This is a genomic window from Candidatus Methanoliparum sp. LAM-1 (assembly GCF_020885915.1).
GTDB lineage: Archaea > Halobacteriota > Methanoliparia > Methanoliparales > Methanoliparaceae > Methanoliparum > Methanoliparum thermophilum.
Genome location: NZ_AP025251.1, coordinates 860,000 through 876,645, shown reverse-complemented (window position 1 = coordinate 876,645; position 16,646 = coordinate 860,000). Strand labels below are relative to the sequence as shown.

The 16,646-nt window shown below is 35.8% G+C and carries 12 protein-coding genes and 1 tRNA gene; 9 read left to right on the top strand and 4 right to left on the bottom strand.

The window, feature by feature from the left end:
- Window positions 1–24 precede the first annotated feature (24 nt).
- From LPC15_RS04785 to larC, 4 genes are all read right to left on the bottom strand, one after another.
- Complete coding sequence (locus LPC15_RS04785) at window positions 25–675, bottom strand: phosphoglycolate phosphatase (RefSeq protein ID WP_267496976.1); 651 nt, start codon at window positions 673–675, stop codon at window positions 25–27.
- Between the two features lie 10 nt (window positions 676–685).
- Window positions 686–1,657: a DNA repair and recombination protein RadA gene (radA, locus tag LPC15_RS04780; protein ID WP_229234238.1), complete on the bottom strand. Its 972-nt coding sequence runs from the start codon at window positions 1,655–1,657 to the stop codon at window positions 686–688.
- 116 nt (window positions 1,658–1,773) lie between these two features.
- The gene (radB, locus tag LPC15_RS04775) at window positions 1,774–2,427 is read right to left on the bottom strand and encodes a DNA repair and recombination protein RadB (RefSeq protein ID WP_229234237.1); all 654 of its coding nucleotides are present in this window, start codon (window positions 2,425–2,427) and stop codon (window positions 1,774–1,776) included.
- Window positions 2,424–3,641 (bottom strand): nickel pincer cofactor biosynthesis protein LarC, encoded by a 1,218-nt coding sequence (larC, locus tag LPC15_RS04770; RefSeq protein WP_229234236.1) that lies wholly within the window; start codon window positions 3,639–3,641, stop codon window positions 2,424–2,426. The genes radB and larC overlap by 4 nt, the downstream gene beginning before the upstream one ends.
- Window positions 3,642–3,825: 184 nt before the next feature.
- Here larC and LPC15_RS04765 point away from each other — a divergent pair, with 184 nt between their 5' ends.
- The 9 genes from LPC15_RS04765 (at window position 3,826) to rpoA2 (ending at window position 16,642) form a co-directional block, all read left to right on the top strand.
- Window positions 3,826–6,078 carry a CDC48 family AAA ATPase gene (locus tag LPC15_RS04765; protein ID WP_229234235.1) on the top strand — a complete coding sequence of 751 codons (2,253 nt, stop codon included), beginning with the start codon at window positions 3,826–3,828 and terminating at the stop codon, window positions 6,076–6,078.
- A gap of 59 nt (window positions 6,079–6,137) precedes the next feature.
- Entirely contained in the window at window positions 6,138–6,380 is a 243-nt protein-coding gene (locus LPC15_RS04760; protein ID WP_229234234.1) for a PRC-barrel domain-containing protein, read from the top strand.
- A gap of 35 nt (window positions 6,381–6,415) precedes the next feature.
- Window positions 6,416–6,685 (top strand): glutaredoxin family protein, encoded by a 270-nt coding sequence (locus LPC15_RS04755; RefSeq protein WP_229234233.1) that lies wholly within the window; start codon window positions 6,416–6,418, stop codon window positions 6,683–6,685.
- Window positions 6,686–6,734: 49 nt separating this feature from the next.
- Window positions 6,735–8,975 carry an anaerobic ribonucleoside-triphosphate reductase gene (gene nrdD, locus LPC15_RS04750; RefSeq protein WP_229234232.1) on the top strand — a complete coding sequence of 747 codons (2,241 nt, stop codon included), beginning with the start codon at window positions 6,735–6,737 and terminating at the stop codon, window positions 8,973–8,975.
- Between the two features lie 130 nt (window positions 8,976–9,105).
- Window positions 9,106–9,182 (top strand) — tRNA-Lys (locus LPC15_RS04745).
- A 22-nt stretch (window positions 9,183–9,204) separates the two neighbouring features.
- Complete coding sequence (locus LPC15_RS04740) at window positions 9,205–9,441, top strand: DNA-directed RNA polymerase subunit H (protein WP_420709503.1); 237 nt, start codon at window positions 9,205–9,207, stop codon at window positions 9,439–9,441.
- Window positions 9,442–9,454: 13 nt separating this feature from the next.
- Window positions 9,455–12,793 carry a DNA-directed RNA polymerase subunit B gene (locus LPC15_RS04735; RefSeq protein WP_267496975.1) on the top strand — a complete coding sequence of 1,113 codons (3,339 nt, stop codon included), beginning with the start codon at window positions 9,455–9,457 and terminating at the stop codon, window positions 12,791–12,793.
- Window positions 12,794–12,812: 19 nt separating this feature from the next.
- Entirely contained in the window at window positions 12,813–15,479 is a 2,667-nt protein-coding gene (locus tag LPC15_RS04730) for a DNA-directed RNA polymerase subunit A' (RefSeq protein ID WP_229234230.1), read from the top strand.
- On the top strand, window positions 15,476–16,642 hold the full coding sequence (gene rpoA2 / locus LPC15_RS04725) for a DNA-directed RNA polymerase subunit A'' (RefSeq protein ID WP_229234229.1): 1,167 nt from the start codon (window positions 15,476–15,478) through the stop codon (window positions 16,640–16,642). The genes LPC15_RS04730 and rpoA2 overlap by 4 nt, the downstream gene beginning before the upstream one ends.
- Window positions 16,643–16,646 lie beyond the last annotated feature (4 nt).

Genomic DNA, 16,646 nt, shown 5'->3' with positions numbered 1-16,646 from the left:
TTTAAGTTTTGAAGTTTTATCGCCTCAAACGAGGTTTAAATACGTTAACGCCTCGACTACTCCATCTCCGTATCTTCCTTTTGTCACGTAATCTGCATGCATTTTTAAATCCTCATCTGAATTACCAACCGCTATTCCAAATCCAACCCCTTTAATCATCTCGAGATCATTTTCTGAATCTCCTATTGCTACCATTCTGTCGATATTCCATCCTTTTTTACCTGCCAAGTAGGATAATCCTGTCATCTTGTTAATACCACGCTTTTTGATATGAATGGCAAAACCAGAATCGACTATCTCAACATCAAACTCTTTTAAAATATCATTTGCCATTTTTATATCTATTCCAGACTTGATAGTAACTTCCGAGAGTCTATACCGCATATCGATCAGTTTTACATCTAAAAAATTTTTAAGATGATTGTATGCTTTAATACAGAGATTTTTATCCCCAAGTATGATCTCTTCGCCATCGTAACTTAATTTCACCACACCACCGTTCTCTGCTACAATCTCTTCGGATGCATCTATAAGCCTGGATATAGCAGATACAAAACACGCAACGTTACCACTCACTAAAACTACAGGGATCGAGAGACGTTGTATTTTATCTAATGCATTTGGATTTAATATTCTATCTTTGTTTGTAAGTGTTCCATCTATATCTATTGCTATACAATCGATATTATTCGTCTGTAATCCCTTCAGGTGTTATTCTAAATACTACCTCTCCCTCTGGCAGACTGGGTGAGTCCACCAACCGTGCAATACGCTTATCTCCTTTTGACTTGCGTATATATATCCTGAACGTCGCAGTATGGCCAACGATATGCCCTCCTATTGGACGGGTAGGATCGCCGAAAAATGTATCAGGTTTCGACATAACCTGGTTTGTCACGAGTATTGCGGCATTATAAAGGTTTCCAAATTGTAAGAGGTTATGCATATACTTGTTGAGCTTTTGCTGTCTATCGGCAAGAGTACCCCGTCCTACATATTCTGACCTAAAATGAGCCGTCAAAGAATCGACAATAAGCAATCTTGCAGGTTTATCCGTATCTTTTATCTCTTTTGCAAGATCTATAGCTTTATCCATCAATAGAATCTGATGATTAGAATTGTATGCCCGTGCTACATATATATTTTTTAACACATCGTTCGCATCAAGTTTTAATGATGTCGCCATCTGGCTAATCCTTTCTGGTCGAAATGTGTTCTCGGTATCTATCATGATTACAGAGCCGTTCAGTCCTCCTTCTTCCTTAAGTAACTGGGTATTTACACATAACTGATGCACAAGCTGCGTTTTGCCACACCCAAACTCTCCATAAACCTCTGTTATTGATTGTGTCTCTATACCTCCACCGATCAATTCATCTAATGCTTTAGATCCCGTAGTAATCTTCTCTATACTCTTTCTTCTCTCGAGTAACGTTTCTCCTCTCTCAAAATTACCAATATCAGCCGCTTTTCGAGCTGCATTTATAATCTTTGATGCGGTATTTTCACCCATCTCTGTAGCAGCTGCAAGCTCTGCTGGTGAAGCGATAGCAATCTCTTCTATTGAGTCGAATCCTGCCTCTCTTAGTTTTTCTGCTGTAGCAGGCCCTACCCCTGGTAGATCATCTATGAATAAAATCTTTTGATTCTCAGCCATTTAATCTCCTTTTAATTTTTCATCTTAATGTTATTACTATTATGATAAACCATATAATAAACATATTGTAAAACAGATAACATTTACTTAGATCAAAATCAACGATTAATTAAATTTTATTCTATACCATTATTTTTAATCTTAAAATCGATGGATGCACCCTCTGGAAGAGACCTATGTTTCAAAAGTGTAGCCCTTCTTAATCCTTTATCTATTTTTTCAAGCTTTATTATAGTTTTTGACAAATGGCATAAAATATTTCCTCCAATCGGCATATCTATTCCTTTGTTTATATCTGTATAAACCTGATTGGTTATGACTACTGGTATGTTCTGTTTACGTGCAATACCGACTAAGTATGTCATCTGATTACCTAATTCTCTGATAAGCCCCATCATATCTGACTTAGGAGAGACTCTATATAGTGAAGTAGCCGAGTCTACTATAATCACACCTATATCATTGGTTATCTTACCAAGGTCTTTTATAACAGAATGTTGCTCTTTAAAGCTAGTGGGTTCATAGAGTATAATCTCTTTTGCAATCTCCTTCGCATTAGTTCCAGCCATCTGTTCAAACCTATCTATAGAGAGCCCTTCTGTATCTACAAATATAACTTTTTTTCCAATTTTGACCGTATTTATTGCGATAAGAATACATAAATTAGATTTTCCGCTACCTCCCTCTCCGAATATTTGTGTAAGGGCACCAGCCTCTAATCCACCACCGATCATATCATCCAATCGTCCGAATCCTGTAGGATGTTTCATCGTTCCCTCTTATCTTTATATCTCTTAATAACTTCGTATTCCGTGATGAGTATCACATCTCTAATAGGTATATTCAATTCTTCAGCTATTTTTTTTGCATCTTCGTACTCTGCAGATACTCTTATAATATTCCCTTCTCTATCTTTGGCAATTTTAACAGAGATCTCTCTTTCTATTCCATAAAAATCGACTGAAAAGATATAATTATTACGAATAGCAGCGCTTCTATGAATATAAGGTTGATATCTCACGCCTAACGTTCCTGTTTCCTGTATTATCTTATCTATAAAGTATTGAGCATCCTTCATTCTACATATAACACGTATTAAACTTCCCAATCTCCCTTTTTTCATCATGGTAGGTATGACAGATACATCCAGTGCACCCTCTTTCATAAGATTATCTACCAGGTTACTTATCACTTCTCCCGTTGTATCATCGATATTTGTTTCTAAGATAGATATCTCGTCTTCTATATAATTATTATCTACTCTTCCAGAGAATACTTTTAAAACATTTATAATATCCAGATCTTTCGATCCAAAACCATAGCCGATCTCTGTGATTCTTAAATTTGAATAATAGTTTATGAACTCGTCTACAAAATATGCAAGAATTGCAGCACCTGTTGGAGTCAACAATTCCGAATCGACTGGACCGTATTTTATCGGTATATTGTACCTTTTTATGATCTCAAGGGTTGCTGGAGCAGGAACGCTCATCACTCCATGGCCTATATCTGCTATTCCACCACCCACTGAAGGAGGCAACGATAATACTTTCTTTTTATTCATTTCTAAAGAATAATAGGCAGATACCGATCCAACGATGTCTATGATTGTATCTGCTACTCTCAAATCGTAATTAAAAATATCATCTTTTTTGATGGCATGAACTTTGGATTCTGCGGTAATCAGTATATCCATTATAGATAAAATATCGTTTTTTTCGTCTATTGAAAGAGAAGAATCTTTAACCAAGGTCACCACTTCGCTATATTTCTTTCGCTCATCTTTGCTTGTTACATCCATCTTTGTGCCACAAATTCCATATTTTTTCTTTTTATTTATGACGATCGTTACATTACCAATCTTATCACTTATCTCTCTCATCTTCTCTTCAACGTAATTTTTATCTGCACCCAGGTCTATCAAAGCAGAAACAATCATGTCGCCTGATGCACCTGAATAAGGATCTATCAAGATAAAGTCCATTAAACTACGCCTCTTAAAATATATCTTATAACTTTATTAAATGGAAAGAAGATTTTATATATAAAATATACTTGTATTATATTATAGAAAAACATATACTGATTAAGATCGTATCTAAATTGAAAGATTGAAGATCTTTAAATCGATTATGCAAAGCCAAATATAAAGATTATGTTGATGTATCATGAATGAAAAAGAATTAATAGTCTCTAAAGCATACACTAATGATATAGGTAAAGGTATTGCAAGATTGGATCCTCAAACATTAGATGAATTGCATCTCTTTCCAGGAGATGTTATAGAGATCATTGGAAGAAAGAGGACCGTAGCAAAAGTTTGGAGATTAGCCGGACAAGATTGGGGTAAAGGGATAATACGAATAGATGAGTATATCCAAAAAAATGCCGATGTAAGTATTGAAGATAGAGTAACTATAAGAAAAATAGATGCTAAAAATGCAGAAGAGGTCGTTTTATCAAACCAAATATCAGAAAACACCTATTTTAGCTCGTCAGAGTATTTAGAAGTGGTAAAAAGACAGCTTTTAAGCAAGGTTGTAATAGCAGGCGATATAGTTCCTATAGTAGTGTCTTCTATAGGAATGATTAGTTCTGGTTTCATGGTTGGAGGAAAGATAATATCTTTGATCGTAGTCTCTACAAAACCACCCAATGAGGCAGTCTTGATAACAAAAGATACAAAGTTGATATTTATGGATAGATTATTGAGTAATGAAGCTCTGATAAAAGAGAGAAAAATAACTTATAAAGATATTGGAGGTTTAGATAGACATATACAAAAAGTAAGAGAGATGATAGAGTTACCTATCAAACATCCTGAGGTCTTTATTAAACTTGGTATTGAACCACCGAAAGGTATTCTTCTACATGGTCCACCGGGAACTGGTAAAACTTTACTTGCCAAGGCTGTTGCTACCGAGTCCGGAGCAAATTTCTTCTCTATTGCAGGGCCGGAGATCATGAACAAGTATTATGGGGAGAGTGAGAAACAACTTCGAAAGATATTTGAGGATGCACGAAAGAATGCACCATCCATCATCTTTATAGATGAGCTTGATTCTATCGCATCGAAAAGAGAAGAGGTAACGGGGGAGGTAGAGCATCGAGTTGTTGCTCAATTGTTAAGCTTGCTGGATGGTCTTGAGGAGAGAGGTAACGTTGTTGTTATAGGAGCAACTAACAGGATAGGAGCAATAGATCCCGCATTGAGAAGACCAGGACGGTTTGATAGAGAAATTGAGATCGGTGTACCGGATAAAAACGGTAGAAAAGAGATTTTAAAGATACACACAAGAAAAATGCCTTTGGCTAAAGATATAAACTTAGATAGTATAGCCGATCAAATGTATGGATTTGTAGGTGCAGATATACAAGCAGTAGTGAAAGAGGCAGCAATGATTACTTTAAGACGATATTTACCACAGATGAACCTTGATGAGAAAGAGATACCTTCAGAGATATTGGATAACATAGAAATTACAGCAGATGATATAAAGGAGGCTTTAAAAGAGGTAGAACCGAGTGCGTTGCGTGAGATAATAATTGAGATTCCTAACATAAGATGGAGTGATATCGGAGGCTTAGATATAGCTAAAATGGAGATTAAAGAAGCTGTAGAACTTCCTTTAAATAATCCTGAGGTATTTGAACATATGGGCATAAAACCAATAAAAAATATCTTTTTATACGGTCCACCGGGAACTGGTAAAACTTTACTTGCCAAGGCTGTTGCTACCGAGTCCGGAGCAAACTTTATATGCATAAAAGGTCCAGAATTATTGTCTAAATGGGTTGGTGAGAGTGAGAAGGCTATACGAGAGGTTTTTAAAAAAGCAAGACAGGTTGCCCCAAGTGTGATCTTTTTTGATGAGATAGATGCCATAGCGCCAGTACGCGGAATGGTCATGGATAGCAGAGTATCTGAAAGAGTAGTAAATCAATTATTGACTGAGTTAGATGGAATGGAAAATATGGAGAACGTTGTAGTGATTGCCGCTACCAATATGCCACATCTTGTAGATCCGTCTATTTTAAGACCAGGAAGATTTGACCGATCTATCTTTATTGGAGTGCCGGATAAGGCAGCAAGGAAAGAGATATTTAAGATACATACAAAAAATATGCCTCTCGCAAGCGACGTAGATTTAGATGAGCTTGCAGAATATACCGAAAATTATGTTGGATCTGATATAGAACTTATCTGTAGAGAGGCGGCTATTCTAGTGATAAGAGAAACATTTGCAAATAAAGAGAATATACGATCTAAAAAAGTTGAAAAACGTCACTTTTTGGCTATTTTAGATAAAATAAAACCGAGTATAGATGATTCAACTATGAATTATTATCTAGAAATTGAGAAGAAATTTAAAAGTAGGATTAGTAGAGAAGATGCATCTTTATATGTTGGATATCGATAATTTTTTAAAGAGAGAAAAAGAGATATCAAAGATATTAAATAAGTGAATGGGGTTAAAAAATGATTATATTTGCAAAATCTCTATCTAATAAAGAGATTATTAGTCAAGATGGAAGGATGATCGGTCATCTTTACAACCTTACGGTAGATTCAGATACCGGTGATATAATAGACCTTGTCGTTCAACCGAATAAAACTTTAAATACAAAAAAATATCGTGTAGATGGAGATCTAATTTTGATCCCATTTAAAGCTGTTAAGTCGATTAAAGAGTATATCATAGTAGATACGATGTTAGTATAGATAATTATTACATTGAAAATCTTTGATTCGTAGTAATGGTTATCAAAATATTTACTCTGCCGAATTGTCCTCATTGTAAGATACTTAAAGATAAGATAAGATCGGTTGGTATTCCATTTAAGGAGCTTGATATGGAAGATCCAGATTGTATGACCGATCTAATAATGGATGGTGTATATGTAAAAGAGGGGCCTGTCTTGTTTATCGATGGTAGATATTATACGCATGATCAAATCTTTGATAAACAGAATAATCTTTCTCAAGAAATATCACGAATCTTCGATTCGTGGACTAAAAATCTTTGATTTTTTAAGCAACTCGTAAAATCACAAATTGCTCAGAGGATTTATAATAATGAAAACAAAATGTTCTTCACAAGGAGGTGCAGGAACCTTGGTTCTGCCTGATGTTAGAACTACCGATGGACATATTTTGAAATGGGATAGAACCAATATAGTAGATCAATTGGTGCGTGAGACGAAATTAGCCGAGGAATTTTACGGAATTGAGCCTTGCAGTAAAGAAGAGGCTGAAGAAATAGCTATTGAGGCGGAAAAAAGAATTAAAAAGATGCAGCTTAAATTTTTAAGCGGACCGTTGATCAGGGAGATTGTCAATATTATCCTCCTCGAAAGAGGGCGGGCTGAATGGAGAAACGTACTGACTAGGGTCGGAATGCCTGTTTATGATGCGCATGAGATAGATTATGGTAACGGGTTTGAGGCGAGGGAGAATGCTAATCTACAGAACAATGCAGAAACTTCACATAAAAAGAAAGCCGATAAGATTTGTAAAGAGCAATATCTATTATCCATTCCACAGGAATTGGCAGATCTTCATCTAAGTGGGAATATACATATCCACGACTTGGAATATTTTGGAACGAGAGCTTTCTGTCAAGATTGGGACTTAAGATACTTTTTATATTACGGGCTTATGCCTGATGGTGTCGGAACGAAATCTTCCGTTGCTGGTCCAGCTAAACGCCCCGAAGTGGCTGTTTTACACGCAGTAAAAGCATTAGGGAGCGCACAAACCAATTTTGCTGGTGGTCAAGGGTTTTATAATTTCTTGACTTTTTTAGCACCTTATTTTGAAAATCTGGAATATGACGAGATTAAACAGTTAATGCAGATGTTTACATACGAGATGACACAAATGATGGTTGCTAGAGGTGGTCAGATTGTATTCAGTAGCGTGCAGCTTACACCAGGCGTTCCAAAAATATGGAGAGACGTAGACGTTGTTTATAAAGGTAAGATCTGGCATGATAAAAAGTATAAAAATTTTGAGAGAGAGGTAAGACTAAGCTTCAAAGCATTGATGGAAGTAATGCTGGAAGGAGATTATTGGGGTAAGCCGTTTAATTTTCCAAAACCTGAAATTTCTTTGGAAAAACAGTTTTTAGATCCTGATGATTTTGTCAAGAAGTTTGATAAGGATCATCCAGATCTTCCGACTTATGATGATCTATACGATCTGTCCTTCCAATTAGCAGCAAAATTTGGCACACCTTATTTTGATAATCAATTACCCGAGTATAGGGGAGGAGGAGAAGGTATAAGTTGTTATCAATGCTGTGCGTATCAGTTTAATTCGAATGCAAAAACAGATTCTGAATTCAATGAAAAGATTAGGTTCGAGAATGGAAAACATTTCAATCTTGGATCTCTACAGGTTATCTCTCTAAACTGTCCGTGGGCAGCTTACAATGCTAATGGCGACGATAATCTCCTCTTCAATAATTTATATAGTTTGATGGATAAGGCAGCAGAGATATTCAAGATTAAATGGAGTTGGATAAGGGATATAGTGAGTAAAGGAAGGATGCCTTTTGCTACACAACGTCCGGACAAGAGTGGTGCTATGGCTGTAGATATTGATAAATTAGTATGTATCATCGGGGTGGTTGGGATAAACGAGATGGTGCAGTATCATACTGGTTATCAGCTCCATGAGTCGGAAGATGCGGTTAGGTTGGCTGTTTTAACGATGAATAAGATGAAGATTTATTGTAAAGAGCTTAGTAAAAAGTATGGTTTTGAGATAGTTCTTGCAAGGACTCCTGCAGAGACTTGTGCACAGAGGTTTGCAGTATCTGATTTGATTAAGTATGGATCTGCGATATTTTCTGTCCTCAAAGGAGACGTCGGTAAGGCATTGGATCTATTAAAAAAGGATCCTAAAAATAGAGATCTTCCTATATATTATACGAATGGTACGCATGTTAGTGAGAGTGCGAATATAGATCTTTTTAAAAAAATTAAAATAGAAGAGAAGTTTTTCCCAATTCTTGATGGTGGAAACATCTTTCATATCTTCTTAGGAGAAAAAGCACCTAATCCGAAAGGATTAAAAAGTTTAACATTAAAGATTGCCAAAAATACACCGATAGGTTATTTTGCATTTACAAAAGATATGACGATCTGTTTAGATGATTATACCGTTTCAGGTGGGATATTGGATTCTTGCCCTGTATGTGGAGGTAAAAACCTCGAATATCTATCACGAGTTACAGGTTATCTTCAGGCTGTAAGCGGCTGGAACGAGGCAAAGAAAGAGGAATTAAGGAACAGACATAGGTATAACATATAACAAAGCAGAATCTTCGATTTGCAATGGACAAGGATTCGTAACATTTGTTTTCAAATCCTAAAAATTGGAGATTTTTGATCTTAGAAATCTTTATATACTTAGCATACTATGTTAACTCTTATATCTTTAAGGGCTCGTAGCTCAGTTAGGCAGAGCACCTGGCTTTTAACCAGGTGGTCAGGGGTTCAATTCCCCTCGAGCCCGCCATTTTTGTCATCTACAGGAGGAGATCATTTTGAAGTTTAGTCTTTTTAATCACGAATTAGTGCCAAAACATATATTATTAAGCGAAGAAGAGGCTATACAAGTATTAAAAACTTACAATATAGATAAGAGAATGTTGCCAAAAATCAAGATGAGCGATCCTGCAGTAAGAGAGATAGGTGCCAAACCGGGTGATATTATAAAGATAATACGTGAGAGTGAGACTGCTGGGCAATCGGAATTTTTTAGATTGGTAATATAAGGAGGAATCTACTATTTTAAATAGAGATGTTTCAAATCAAAGATTTGAAGCTCACGAGCCTTTAGCTCGTGATGTTTTATATAAAGAATGGTTTACACGCGATAGAATAGGTGCGCATCATATCGAATCTTTCAATAAATTCATTAAGGAAGGACTGCAAGATGTAGTAAACGAGTTTGGTGAGATTGATACTGCGATAGAGGGATTATATGTAAAATTAGGAAATATTCGTATAGGAAAACCCATTTTCAGGGAGGTTGATGGCTCTATAACCGATTTATACCCTATGGATTGTCGTATAAGAGGAATATCTTATTCGGCACCACTTTATTTGGAAATGGCTCTGTTTGATAATGGAGATATGTTAGATAAAAAAGACGTTGAGATTGGTTATATGCCAATTATGTTACGATCTGATTATTGCAATCTTCACAATTTGACCGATGAAGAAATTATAAAAAAGGGAGAGGATCCCAACGACCCCGGTGGTTATTTTATCATAAATGGTATCGAAAGGGTAGTAATGACGTTGGAAGATCTTGCTCCAAACAAAATATTTTTAGGCCAAGATGTGTCAGATAATGGTACTGTAGATTATGCAGAAGTTATTTCGCAAAAAAAAGGATATAGATCAAGGATTATTGTAGAAAAAGATAAAAAATCTATATTATATATAAAATCACCTTTTCTGCCAAAAAAAGAGAATTTTATTACTTTTATAAAAGCTTTAGGTATAGAGACGGATGAAGAAATTGTTAATTTGATAGCTGATAGCCCAGAGACAACTAAAGTTGTACTTGAAAATTTGGACGAATCAAAGACAAAGGATGAGGCTATAGACGAGATTGGTAAAAGATTAGCTCCAGGACAACCGAAAGAATATAGGATTAAAAGGGTGGAGTACGTTCTTGATAGAATATTGCCACATTTGGAAGATGATAGGATAAAAAAAGCCTTTTTTTTGGGGAAAATGGCAAATATGTCCATTAAACTTTCTTTAGGAAGAAAAAACGTGGATGATAAAGATCATTACGCCAACAAAAGGTTAAAACTGGTTGGAGATTTGTTAGAAGATCTGTTTAGGTCGTCTTTCTCAAGATTGTTAAAAGACATTAAATATCAACTAGAAAAGACCAAGATAAGAGGTAGAGACTTGAGGTTATCTACTATAATAAGATCCGATTTATTGAGCGATAGAATATTTCATTCGATGTCTACTGGCAATTGGATAGGTAATAGGAGCGGAGTATCTCAGTTACTGGATAAAACAAATTATATCTCTTCTATATCTCATCTTAGAAGAGTTTTATCTCCTTTAACAAGATCTCAACCACATTTTGAGGCAAGAGATCTTCATGGTACACATTGGGGAAGAATTTGTCCAATAGAGACGCCTGAAGGGCCTAATTGTGGTCTAGTCAAGAACCTTTCACAGAGTGCTGTAATTTCTATAGGTATCAACGAGGAGGAAGAAGAGAATTTAAAAGAATTATTAGTTACATTAGGACTGGAGCCGATTACATACTCTAACGTATATAATAAAGACAATAATTATGCCGTATCTCTGAATGGGAAGATGATCGGTTTTAGCACCGATCCTTTAAATTTTATCGATAAGGTTAAAGATCTTAGACGACAAGGTATAATCTCTTCCGAATTAAATATCGCTTTTATTAACGAAGAGGTTGTGATAAATACAGATAACGGACGAGTTAGAAGACCATTAATAATCATAAAAGATGGTAAGCCGCTTTTAACCAATGAAGATATCAAAGATCTAGAGGATAAAAAGAAAAGATTCGATGATCTAATTAAAGCAGGGTTGATAGAATACCTTGATGCTGATGAGGAGGAGAACGCATATATAGCAATCGACGAGGCTGATTTAACAGATGAACATACGCACTTGGAGATGGCAACACCTCTGTTTTTAGGAGTCTTTACTGGAATGATTCCTTTCCCAGAATACAACTCTTCTCCACGAAATACTATGGGTTGTGCTATGATGAAGCAATCTCTTGGCTTTCCAGCAGCAAATCTAAAACTAAGGCTGGATACACGTGGTTATTATCTTCATTATTCACAATTACCGATCGTCAAAACAAAAATTTCTGATAATGTCGGTTTTAGCGAGAGACCGGCAGGGCAGAATTTCGTGGTTGCTGTTTTATCGTATGAATATAACATAGAAGATGCCATTATATTGAATAAAGGATCTATAGAAAGAGGATTAGCAAGAATACACTTCTTTAGGAGCTATGAAAGTGAGGAAAATCGATACCCTGGTGGACAAAAAGAGATATTCGAGATTCCTGATCCAGAAGTAAGAGGTGTACGGGAAAGAGAAGCTTATTCCTTTTTAGATGAGGATGGATTGATATTTCCTGAGATTGATGTAAGAGAGAACAATGTTTTAATCGGCAAAACAAGTCCTCCAAGATTTTTAGAAGAATCTCCTGATTTTACAGAAATTTCTACACAAAAAAGAAAAGAGGCATCTGTTACTGTAAGAAATAATGAAGATGGAGTGGTCGATACAGTTTTATTAACCGAGAGTATAAACGGTGCTAAACTTGCAAAGATAAAGGTTAGAAAGCAATATATCCCTGAATTGGGAGACAAATTCGCATCAAGACATGGTCAGAAGGGTGTTGTAGGTTTTATAATACCTCAAGAGAGCATGCCATTCACGACAGATGGTATCACACCAGATTTAATAATAAACCCGCATGCATTGCCAAGCAGGATGACGGTAGGTCACATCTTGGAGATGATCGGTGGAAAAGCCGGTTCTTTAGAAGGTAGAATTATCGATGGAACGGCTTTTTATGGTGAGAGAGAGAAAGATTTACGAAAACTTTTAATGGAGAACGGTTTTTCCCATACCGGAAAGGAACGAATGTACAATGGAATAACCGGCGATATTATGGAGGCAGACATCTTTGTCGGAGTTATATATTATCAAAGATTGTATCATTTGAGTAATTTAAAACTACATGCAAGATCGAGGGGTCCCGTGCAGATTTTGACAAGACAACCGACAGAAGGAAGAATGAGAGAAGGTGGTCTCAGATTTGGAGAGATGGAACGAGATGTGCTGATTGGTTATGGTAGTGCACTTGTATTAAAGGATAGACTCCTTGACGAGTCGGATAAAGTTACTGTGTTGGTATGTAATAGATGTGGTATGGTAACCTTCTTTGATAAGAGAAGAAATACTAATTTTTGTCCAATCTGTGGCAAAGATGCCGATATTTATCCTGTAGAGATGAGTTATGCTTTTAAATTATTATTAGATGAGATGAAATCTTTAGGAATTGCTCCAAGGCTTGTATTAGAAGATGAGGTCTAGATGATAGGAGTTTTGGATAATGAGTATTAAAAAGATAGGAAAAATAAAATTTGGCATATTATCCCCCTCTGAAATAAGAAAGATGAGTGCAGTAAAGATTATAACTGCAGAGACGTATGACAAGGATGGATATCCTATAGAGAAAGGATTGATGGATCAACATCTTGGTGTTATAGATCCAGGTCTTATATGTAAGACTTGTGGTGGAAAAGTTGGGGAATGCCAGGGTCATTTTGGTCATATAGAACTGTCCGTACCAGTAATCCATGTCGGATTTTCCAATTTGATTGCAAGGATACTTAAAAGTACCTGTAGACATTGTGGTAGATTATTATTATCCGAAGAATCTAAAAAAGATTTTCTTGATAATCTGAAACAATACAAAGAGATAGGGCAAGATGACGAAGAAATAATTAAAAATATTCTCAAAGAATCCTCCAATACTAAGATCTGCCCTTATTGCGGCGAAGAACAAAAAATTATAAAATTTGAAAAACCTACAAGTTATAGGGAGAGTGATGAGAAAAATCAAGAAGGAGAGAAATTATCACCGGCGGAGGTAAGAGATAGGTTAGAAAGGATACCTAACGAAGATTTAGAGTTGTTAGGAATTGATTCGGAGAATGTTAGACCAGAGTGGATGGTTTTAACGGTTTTACCAATTCCTCCAGTAACAGTAAGACCCTCAATAACGCTTGAAAGCAGTCAGAGGTCGGAAGATGATTTAACACATAAGTTAGTAGACATAATAAGAATAAATCAACGTTTTCAAGAAAATAAAGAGGTAGGTGCTCCGCAATTGATTATTGAAGATCTTTGGGAACTTCTGCAATATCATGTAACAACATTCTTCGATAACGAGACGTCTGGTATTCCTCCTGCAAGACATCGAAGTGGACGTGCTTTAAAGACTCTATCTCAACGATTAAAAGGTAAGGAGGGAAGATTTAGAGGTAATCTTTCTGGTAAACGGGTAAATTTTTCTGCTAGAGCTGTAATATCTCCAGATCCAAATTTAAAGATAAATGAGGTAGGTGTTCCATTAAAAATAGCAAAAGAATTGACTATTCCTGTTGTGGTTAACAATTTAAATATCGAGATGATCAAAAAATTTCTATTACGTGGTGATGAGTATCCAGGCACAAATTATGTAATAAAGCCAAATGGCGAGAGAATAAAAATTACAGATAAGACCAAAGATGAGTTATCAGATGAAATCGATCTTTATTGGGTTATAGAGAGACATCTTATCGATGGGGATTTAGTATTGTTTAATAGGCAACCCTCATTGCATAGAATGAGTATGATGGCTCATAAGGTCAAGGTTTTTCCAGGTAATACTTTTAGATTAAATCCTGCAGTATGTCATCCATACAATGCCGATTTTGATGGAGATGAGATGAATCTCCATGTTTTACAATCAGATGAGGCTAGAGCGGAGGCAGAGATTATAATGGGTGTAGAAAATAATATGATCTCGCCAAGGTTTGGTGGTCCTATCATTGGCGGTATTCATGATCATATTACAGGTATCTTTATTCTAACAGAGAAAGAGCGAAAAATTAGTAAAAAGGCCGCTTCTTTCCTTTTAAAAGGGATAACTTTCTATGATGACTCTCAAAATGAATTTTTCGACTCATCAAAGATTAATATTAACCTCTTCGATAATGATGAAGATGAGTATATAACCGGAAAACAAATATTCAGCATAATCTTACCTAATTCTATTAATTTAGAGTATAGAGCTGGGGTATGCCAAAACTGTGCTAAATGTAAAAAGATGGATTGTCCAAATGATGCCTACGTATGTATTAAAGATGGAAATCTTCTAAGTGGAATTATTGATGATGTAGGCGTAGGTACCATTAAAGGAAAGATATTCGATACGATTATAAAAGAATACGGTGGAGATATTGGCAGACAATTTTTGGATAATCTGACTCATCTTTCGCTAAACAGTATTTCTTATTTTGGATTTAGTTTTGGGATAGATGACGAAGATATACCAGAAGAAGCGGTTAATGAGATAAAAGAGATAATAAGAGATGCCCGTATGGAGATTGAAAAAAATATAATCTCTTATGATAATCATCAATTAGAACCTCTGCCAGGTAGAACGTTGGAAGAGACTCTGGAGATACGGATAATGCAGTTGTTAAGTAAGGCACGGGATAAATCGGGTCTTGTTGCTAGTAAGCATTTAGGACGGGATAATCCTGGAGTAATTATGGCTATATCTGGTGCAAGGGGATCCATATTAAATTTGACTCAGATGGTGGCATGTATAGGACAACAATCCGTGCGAGGAGAAAGAATTTCTAGAGGTTACAATGGAAGAGCATTGCCTCATTTTAAAAAAGGTGATCTAAGCGCCGAAGCAAAAGGATTTGTAAAATCTAATTATAAAAAAGGACTATCTCCAACAGAATTTTTTTTCCATGCGGTTGGTGGGAGAGAGGGTTTAGTCGATACTGCAGTAAGGACTTCTCAGAGTGGATATCTACAACGAAGGCTTATAAATGCTTTACAGGATTTAAAAGTAGATGAAGATAGGACGGTTAGAGGAACGGATAATGTTATAGTTCAATTTAAATATGGTGAGGATGGAGTGGATCCTATGAAAAGCGATTATGGAGAAGCGGTCGATGTAAAAAAGATAGTAAATTTTATAATGGGGGAAGAATGATCTCTGGAAAGATTATTAAACGTTCTGATATTTTAAAAAAGATCAATGAGCTTAAAGGAGTGTTACCAGATAAATTGCTAAAAAATCTTGAAGATGAGATAAAAGACAGGGATTTGGATGAAGAAAGGTTCTATAAAATCGTAGATACGATAAAAAAGAGGTATAAAAAAGCACTGGTGGATCCTTACGAGGCAGTAGGTACTGTAGCAGCACAAAGTATAGGAGAACCTGGTACACAGATGACTATGCGTACCTTTCATTATGCTGGTGTAGCAGAGATAAACGTTACACTAGGTCTTCCTCGTCTGATAGAGATTTTGGATGTTAGAAAAAAACCTGCTACACCAATTATGACAATAAAGATTGAAAAAGGTCTCTCTAATAATAGAGATTTTGCAAAAAAACTTGCGGTAGATATAGAACGGACTACACTTAGAGATATAGGTTCTATATCTACGAATCTTGATTTAATGGAGATAGTTATAGATCTAGATAAAGAATCACTCGAGAAACGTGTTTTAACTGTAGAAGATATATTATCAAAACTCAGTACTGGAAAAAAAATTAATATAGAGGTAGATGGGTTACAGTTAAAGATTAGGCCAAGCGAAAGATCGTTCAAAGAGCTTCATAAATTGGAAGAAAAACTTAATAAAATCGTTTTAAAAGGTATAAATGAGATAACAAGAGTGGTAATCAGGAAAGAAGGTGACGAATATGTTTTATATACGGAGGGATCAAATTTGATGGACGTTATGAAGATAAAAGGGGTAGATCCGTATAGAACGACGACGAATAATATAAGAGAGATAGAGGAGGTATTAGGTATAGAAGGTGCAAGACGCGCTGTAATAAATGAGATAACGGATACTATCGGAGAACAGGGATTGGATGTAGATATAAGACATATTATGCTTATAGCTGATGCTATGACGGTAGATGGAGATTTAAAACCAATAGGACGGCATGGTGTGGCAGGAAGTAAAAGCAGTGTTTTATCACGGGCAGCTTTTGAGATTACAACATTAAATCTGTTGAAATCTGCTGTAAAAGGAGATACTGATAATCTGGCTGGTGTTGTAGAGAATATAATTGTAGGTATTCCTGTTAAAGTGGGTACAGGTAATGTAAAATTAATGATTAAAGAAGAGTGTATTAATTAGAAGG